A 6875-nucleotide genomic window follows, 5' to 3' on the forward strand; every position below is an offset into this window, starting at 1 on the left:
CCAAAGCAGCAGTTAGATTCCTCTTAGTTTACCCAAAGTAAGGGGGAAAGCTCCCACCTGCTAAACCCATGCTGACAGTGGTGGAACTTGTAAAAGTTCGTTACTGAGAGAGTCGTGAATATAACTATTTGTGGCAAGAATTCTACCTGACTCAATTTTGACAGGTGTCCCATCGTAAGCGGTAACTTTACCCCCAGCCTCTTGTAACAAAATTATCCCGGCGGCGATATCCCAAGGAGAAAGCCCTCGTTCCCAGTAACCATCGACACGTCCACAGGCGACATAAGCCAAATCTAGCGATGCGGAACCGCTTCGTCTGACTCCTTGAGTAAGATGAGTCAGGTGACTAAATTCTGCATAGTTGTTATCAGAGGTTTCGCGGCGATCATAAGCAAATCCTGTCACTAGTAAGCTTTTATTAAGTTCCGATGTTACCGAAACCTGAATGGGGCGACGATTACGCGTTGCTCCCAAGCCAGCAGCAGCCCGGAATAGTTCATTATGGAAAGGGTCATAAATTACACCAACTTGAGGGATGCCATTAATTAACAGTCCAATGGAAACAGCAAAAAATGGGTATTGATGAGCGTAGTTGGTTGTCCCATCTAGGGGATCTATTGCCCAAAGGTATTCATTCTCTTGATTTCCTAATTTTCCTGATTCTTCCGCAAGGATAGAGTGATCGGGAAAGTGGCGACGCAAAATTTCTAAAATCACCTCTTCTGAGGCTTTATCAGCAGCAGTTACTAAATCACCAGGGCGACTTTTTTCAATAATTGCGTCTTCTAATTTACCTAAATAACCTTGCAAAACAACACCAGCAGCTAAGGCCGCTTCAGTAGCAATATCTAGAAAAATTTGTAGATTTGTCATTTGTCATTGGCCATTAATCAATAATTCTTCTTCCCTTGCCCCCTGCCCCCTGCCCCCACTCCCCACTCTTCAAAGATTTTGACGGCGAAACTCAGCAGGAGTGAGGTGCATGGGTTTTTCTGGGTTCCAGATTCCTTGGCCCATGAGTCTAGCCCATTGTTGGGCACGTTCTAAACGCTGGTCATATTTGTGATTAGGCGATCGCTCAACAAACATTGCGTTCCCTTGTTTCACTAATTCCTCATTCAACAACACCTTATTTTTCCACACATAAGCTAGAGTTCGTCCGATTTTGTCTTTTGTTTCTAAATCAAACTCCAGCGTTACCGATTGTTCTGCACCTCCAATTAGATTTTCTAACTGTTCTTTTGCTGCGTCCCCCCAAGGCCGCTGTCGCAAATCTGGTGCATCAATGCCAACTAACCGCACTTGGGAAATTAAATTTGGTTGTTCAGCCATGCCTATCACTTCCAAACTTTGCCCACTAACTATCCGCGCTACTTTTACCTGAGCCTCATTGTTTGGCAGTTGGTTTTTACCTTGGCAACTCACTAAGAGCAACAAGCAAGCCAAAATCGCTATTTTGCGCACCCAATCACCAAGATGCATCGGCATTAAAATTTTGCCTATGGTCACTGTTGCGCGATCGGTAATTTTGAACAAAAGAGGCAGGAGGAATAATGTCTTTTGCCTCGTGCTGCGACCAGAGGTTTGGGTTTGAATGCCCCACTTCTTCAAGTGACTCTCGCTCAGGTAGGGTTGATGAGCAAAACCTCCTGTCTCCTGCCTTCTGCCTCCTGCCTTATTCAATTGTTTATTCCTCATCTAAGGGTAAACCCGCTTTAACTTTCCCCCTAGCAAAATACCGGCCAAACTGGAGTTCGTAGACTTCATCTTCGTCTTGTGTCTCCACCTCCAAATCAGAACGGGGGTAACTCACACACAACAAGGCATAACCTTGTCGACGTAAATCTGGCGACAATCCGATCGCCTCCGGTTGATAAATTTCTCCCGATAAAACTCTTACCGCACAAGTGGTACAAGCCCCGTTACGACAAGAAAACGGCAGTTCTACCCCTTGTTTTTCGCCAGAGTGCAGGATGTAGCGGTCTTCTGGGACTTGTAGGGTGTGAGTTTGGCCAGTGGCGCGATCGCGAACTCTAATTGTGTATGTACGGGACATCTGGATTTGCGTTTTAGAATTGGGACTTTCAGATTCAATTTAAAATATCTTTCTTTATCTTTGCATTTTCTGGGATTCTATAGTATGATCGTAACTTGTGGCACCTGGAGAGGTGGCCGAGTGGTTTAAGGCGCAGACCTGGAAAGTCTGTTTAGGGAAACTTAACGGGGGTTCGAATCCCCCCCTCTCCGTTCTCAAAGCTAGTCTAAATATATAGTTTGAACCAGATTTCTACAAATAGTCAGGTTCTTTAAAAACCAATATGGTTTAGTTAAGGCTAAAAACTGAAATCGGCGTCGCTTGGAAAGCCACTATGCCCTTGCGGTTTTCCCAACCTATTTGCAGCTAGTTCCAAGGGAAAAGTAAGTGACGTTTGAAGTAAAAAATCAACATTTTATACTGACAAACTTTATATCCACAACTAAAGTTTTTATCAATACCTCTTTCCTCCTGCTCTCGACATCTTCTTGTAACATTTGTTTATTTTTTACTCATAATTGAGCCATTTTGTAAAGTGGCCAAACTCCTACTTCAGTAGGGCGACAGCCTGATGAACAGATCAGGTAAATTAAGATAAGTAAAGAAAACGCTTTGAACTAAATGGCAGCTCTAAGCTTACAAGAAATTTCTACTCAGTTAGAAAGTCCGAATTTACGCGATCGCATGGTAGCCCTAGCCAATCTGCGTCATGCGTCCCCTGAGGATGCAGTTCCTTTGATTAAAAAGGTACTAGACGACGAATCTTTGCAACTGCGATCTATGGCAATTTTTGCCCTTGGAATCAAGCCGACACCAGAATGTTATTCAATTTTGGTCAAAATTCTCGAAAATGACCCCGATTATGGGATACGCGCTGATGCTGCTGGTGCTTTAGGATATTTAGGTGATGCCAGAGCTTTTGAGGTGCTTTCACGGGCATTTTATGAAGATACTGATTGGCTAGTACGCTTTAGTGCAGCCGTTTCTCTTGGTAACATTAAAGATCCTCGTGCCCATCAAATTCTTATTCAGGCATTGGATAGCAAAGAAGTAGTATTGCAGCAAGCTGCAATCTCTGCACTCGGAGAAATTCAAGACATTGAGTCAGTCGATCAGATCCTGCGCTTTGCTCAATCAGATGACTGGTTAGTAAGGCAGCGTTTGGCAGAAGCTTTGGGTAATCTTCCTACTCCCAAGAGTGTTTCAGCTTTAAAATACCTAGAAAAAGACAATCATTTCAACGTTGCTGAGGCAGCCAGAATTGGCCTCAAAAAGCTTGAAGAAATAGGCAATCAAGCTTAATAATATTAGAGCATCCTGCTACCTTTTAATAATTAAGTGGGAATTTTAGCATTTTGATGCAGGGTAATTTCATTCATGAATATTGAAGAGTTTTTTCAGTTAAGTACTGGTAAATGGTTTTCTCATCGTACTAGTCAACATTTGGCTTTTAACCAATCTGAAGAGAGCAAGTCAGACATCATCATTGAGGCGCTGGCACTAGATGATCCACAAGTGATCAAACTGTGTCAACAGTACGAAATTAATCCTAGTTCTGCCTCTTGTGCTGCCAAAATTACCTGGAACGGCACAATAGAAAAAGATAAAACAAAACACAGTGGTTCAACTGTGTTAGTTTCTGTAACTAATGCAGATAATCTAGCTGAAGGTAAGTTACTACGGGAAGTGGTTGATGGTAATAAAACTCCAGTTGCCGGACACTATAAATTTGACAGCGATGGCGCTTTAATCCTAACTATAAAAGATGAAATCATGTCATTAGAGGAGCGTCTGTGGTTTGCTAGCCCCAATTTGCGAATGCGGGTAAATGTCCTCAAGAGTTCTGATGGATTTAGTATCGCTTCCTTTACTTCTGAGATTCGCATGGGTGGTTTTCCACCAGCTGCGAAGGCTTCTGAGGCGGCTAATTCAGTATCGAGTTAGGTTGTGTAGGCTGTGTTATGCCGCTCTCTTACGCACCATCTTAAATTTTTACTGCGTTTTTCGGTGCGTTAGGACTAATGTCCATAACGCACATTTTTATGTTAGAAGAAATCCAAATAAAAAAATACCAAGCTGTGGTTGATTCCATAGTGAGAAAAAACTTAGATATATTTCTCTTGGCGTTGAAACTTTTTAAATTTGTAAGAAGTTAGCGATCGCCTGCGGTAGTGGCAAAATAATTACAATCAACAACGCCATTGCCAGTAATCCCCAAACGTCACGTTGGTTATCCAATTCAGTGACATCATTTAGCGCAGGCTCATCAATCAATGGCATAAATAATAAGATAATTGCCCACACCAAAAATTCTTCTCTTACTAAAGCCAGTAATAGCAATAACACGCGAGCAATTTGCCCAATTATCATCGCAGTTCGTTGTCCAAACATCGCATGGACAATGTGACCTCCATCTAGCTGTCCCACAGGCATTAAATTTAAGGCTGTAACAATTAGTCCCAAAAAACCAGCTACTGCAACTGGATGCAAATCAAGGGCTGATTTTGCCGTTAACTGACTACCCAAGGCTAGCTTCGAGAGTACCGCAAGTAAAATGGAGTACTTGGGATTAAGGGCATCAGGATTCAAAAGTCGGGTTTTTTCAGTGATGGAAACTACATCAGAATGAGCCAAACCCCATATTAGTAATGGCACAGTCACCACAAAGCCTGCAATTGGCCCAGCTATACTAACGTCAAATAAAGCTTTGCGGTTGGGAATCGGACTACGCATCTGAATAAATGCCCCAAAAGTTCCCAAGAAGAAGGGTATGGGAATAAAGTAAGGTAAAGTCGAGCGAATCTTGTAGAATTTAGCTGTTAAATAATGCCCAAGTTCGTGAATACCCAAAATAGTCATTAACCCTAAAGCATAGGGCAATCCCTTGAATAGAACATCTGGGTTAGATAGAACTTTGAAAAAAGAACCAATTTGCCATATAGGCGGAAGAGAAACACCAGCAATTTCCACTCCCACCAAGGTAGTAGTTACCAAAGTAGCTGCTAGTAGTAGAAGTGCTAGTCCTGGACGAGTTAAGCGTTCCTGTTCGCGTCGTGGTGTATTTCTCTCTTTAGCAGCTTGAATGTTAGGAACCAGTACAAAGAAAGGTTTGTCATTTAAGCCTTCTTGAAAGATCAGCAGGAAGCGATCGCCAAATTGTGCTTCAATATTAGTCTTAATCTGCTGATAGGCGTTGCTAGCTTTAGTTCGCAACTGACCACGGCAAATCACGGCTTGTGGTCGATACTCAATATTTTGAACGTAGTATACAGACCAAGGAAAACAATTTCGTAGTTGAGTTTCTTCCGTTGGCTCAATGGGACGCACTATTGGTTCTGTAATCGGCTGGATAGTCGGCTGTGATTCTGAGGCTTGGGGTTGGGTTTGGGTCTGTGTATCTCTTGGCGATCGACGTCCCCATTGAAACAACGTCCAGTACAACACTGTAGAGACAAATATTGACCAAAGAATCAGCGCTGGCGGTGGAGGTTGTTTCGGCCCATACACCAGCGTCCATCCACTCAACAGTAATGCTGGTGCCATTAAAACCAGCCACAACAACCATACTGGCGTCCGGGTGATCCGAGCGACGCTGTGCTGCACCATTAGATAAGTAGCTAGCCCCAAAAGGAGGATAAATAGAAACCAAAATGCCATATTATCTTCAGTAATTTTGACAAAACGTCCCACCAGTAGCTTCAGCACCATAGCATTCACTACAAGGCAGACCTCAAATTCCAATTTTTTTTCACAACGGTTAACAGTGCTGGTTAACGCTCAAGTTTCAATTCTTTAGAATTTCCACACTGTAACCAGATTGTCTACAACTCCTCAGTTTCGGTTTTTTGATTATGTGCCCTCTACCTCAAGTGCCAAGCCATACAACTAAGCCACCACGGGCTGTTTTCTCTAACGAAGTTTCTAGCGGAGGTTCTCTGCAATCGGACTTCGCACAAGAGAGCATTTTTGCTTTTCCACCCAATCGGGACACATTAGGGGGAACCTCTTATCTTATTGTAAGAAATGAAGGCAATATCCTCATAGACTGCCCTGCCCTAGACCAAACAAATGAAGATTTTTTGCGATCGCATGGAGGCGTGCGTTGGTTATTTATCACCCATCGAGGCGCGATTGGCAAGACTGCTGAATTTCAGCAAATCTTTAGCTGCGAGGTGTTGATTCAAGAGCAAGAAGCTTACTTGTTACCAGGCTTAACCTTAACTACCTTTAGGCAGGAATTTACGCTTGATAGCGCAGCCCAAGCGATTTGGACACCAGGTCATTCTCCCGGTTCATCTTGCTTCTACTACAGTGAACGTGGAGGTATATTGTTTTCTGGTCGTCATTTACTCCCTAATCAGCATGGTGAAGCAGTACCATTACGGACAGCTAAAACCTTTCACTGGCTCAGGCAAATCCAGAGCCTTCAATTCTTGTTAGAAAATTTTACACCAGAAACTCTTAGATACATTTGTCCCGGTGCTAATACAGGCTTTCTCAGGGGCAAACGATTTATCGATCAAGCTTATCAACACCTCGCCTCTCTGGATTTATCAGCTTTGCTGCGGATACAGCCTTTTTGAGGTATTGGGTATTGGGTATTGGGTATTGGGTATTGGGTATTGGGTATTGGGCATGGGGCATGGGGCATGGAGAGTTAAAACTTAAAAGTTGACCTTTTGAGGCTTGACGTTGACCTTCTGAGGCTCAATGTTGACCTTCTGAAGCTCGACGTTGACCTTTTGAGGCTCAATGTTGATCTTCTGAGGCTCGACGTTGACCTTTTGAGGCTCGACGTTGACCTTTTGAGGCTCGACGTTGACCTTTTGAGGCTCGACGT

The 6875-nt window shown here is 43.3% G+C and carries 7 protein-coding genes and 1 tRNA gene; 4 read left to right on the plus strand and 4 right to left on the minus strand.

The window, feature by feature from the left end:
- Nucleotides 1–60: 60 nt before the first annotated feature.
- From RMY00_RS06465 to RMY00_RS06475, 3 genes are all read right to left on the minus strand, one after another.
- Nucleotides 61–873, minus strand: a complete 813-nt coding sequence (locus RMY00_RS06465) for an inositol monophosphatase family protein (protein ID WP_322646750.1) — start codon at nucleotides 871–873, stop codon at nucleotides 61–63.
- A gap of 69 nt (nucleotides 874–942) precedes the next feature.
- Nucleotides 943–1488: a thermonuclease family protein gene (locus RMY00_RS06470; protein ID WP_322646806.1), complete on the minus strand. Its 546-nt coding sequence runs from the start codon at nucleotides 1486–1488 to the stop codon at nucleotides 943–945.
- A gap of 199 nt (nucleotides 1489–1687) precedes the next feature.
- On the minus strand, nucleotides 1688–2056 hold the full coding sequence (locus tag RMY00_RS06475; RefSeq protein ID WP_109012284.1) for a 2Fe-2S iron-sulfur cluster-binding protein: 369 nt from the start codon (nucleotides 2054–2056) through the stop codon (nucleotides 1688–1690).
- A gap of 106 nt (nucleotides 2057–2162) precedes the next feature.
- Between RMY00_RS06475 and RMY00_RS06480 the strand changes: the two genes are divergently transcribed.
- From RMY00_RS06480 to RMY00_RS06490, 3 genes are all read left to right on the plus strand, one after another.
- A tRNA-Ser gene (locus RMY00_RS06480) sits at nucleotides 2163–2247 on the plus strand.
- A gap of 409 nt (nucleotides 2248–2656) precedes the next feature.
- Nucleotides 2657–3337 (plus strand): HEAT repeat domain-containing protein, encoded by a 681-nt coding sequence (locus tag RMY00_RS06485; protein WP_322646751.1) that lies wholly within the window; start codon nucleotides 2657–2659, stop codon nucleotides 3335–3337.
- Between the two features lie 75 nt (nucleotides 3338–3412).
- A complete protein-coding gene (locus RMY00_RS06490) occupies nucleotides 3413–3979 on the plus strand; it encodes a phycobiliprotein lyase (RefSeq protein ID WP_322646752.1) in 567 nt (188 codons plus the stop codon).
- A gap of 192 nt (nucleotides 3980–4171) precedes the next feature.
- On the opposite strand, the gene RMY00_RS06495 is transcribed toward RMY00_RS06490, so the two are convergent.
- Nucleotides 4172–5692: a site-2 protease family protein gene (locus RMY00_RS06495; protein ID WP_322646807.1), complete on the minus strand. Its 1521-nt coding sequence runs from the start codon at nucleotides 5690–5692 to the stop codon at nucleotides 4172–4174.
- Between the two features lie 194 nt (nucleotides 5693–5886).
- Here RMY00_RS06495 and RMY00_RS06500 point away from each other — a divergent pair, with 194 nt between their 5' ends.
- Nucleotides 5887–6618: an MBL fold metallo-hydrolase gene (locus RMY00_RS06500; RefSeq protein ID WP_322646753.1), complete on the plus strand. Its 732-nt coding sequence runs from the start codon at nucleotides 5887–5889 to the stop codon at nucleotides 6616–6618.
- Nucleotides 6619–6875: the final 257 nt, after the last annotated feature.

Source organism: Nostoc sp. ChiVER01, from assembly GCF_034531155.1.
Classification (GTDB): Bacteria; Cyanobacteriota; Cyanobacteriia; order Cyanobacteriales; family Nostocaceae; genus Nostoc.

Excerpts from the sequence above, each read along its gene's own strand:
- RMY00_RS06470 (WP_322646806.1), bottom strand. The coding sequence starts at position 1,488 with ATGCCGATGCATCTTGGTGATTGGGTGCGCAAAATAGCGATTTTGGCT.
- RMY00_RS06495 (WP_322646807.1), bottom strand. The coding sequence starts at position 5,692 with ATGGCATTTTGGTTTCTATTTATCCTCCTTTTGGGGCTAGCTACTTAT.
- RMY00_RS06490 (WP_322646752.1), top strand. The coding sequence starts at position 3,413 with ATGAATATTGAAGAGTTTTTTCAGTTAAGTACTGGTAAATGGTTTTCT.
- RMY00_RS06485 (WP_322646751.1), top strand. The coding sequence starts at position 2,657 with ATGGCAGCTCTAAGCTTACAAGAAATTTCTACTCAGTTAGAAAGTCCG.
- RMY00_RS06500 (WP_322646753.1), top strand. The coding sequence starts at position 5,887 with ATGTGCCCTCTACCTCAAGTGCCAAGCCATACAACTAAGCCACCACGG.
- RMY00_RS06465 (WP_322646750.1), bottom strand. The coding sequence starts at position 873 with ATGACAAATCTACAAATTTTTCTAGATATTGCTACTGAAGCGGCCTTA.
- RMY00_RS06475 (WP_109012284.1), bottom strand. The coding sequence starts at position 2,056 with ATGTCCCGTACATACACAATTAGAGTTCGCGATCGCGCCACTGGCCAA.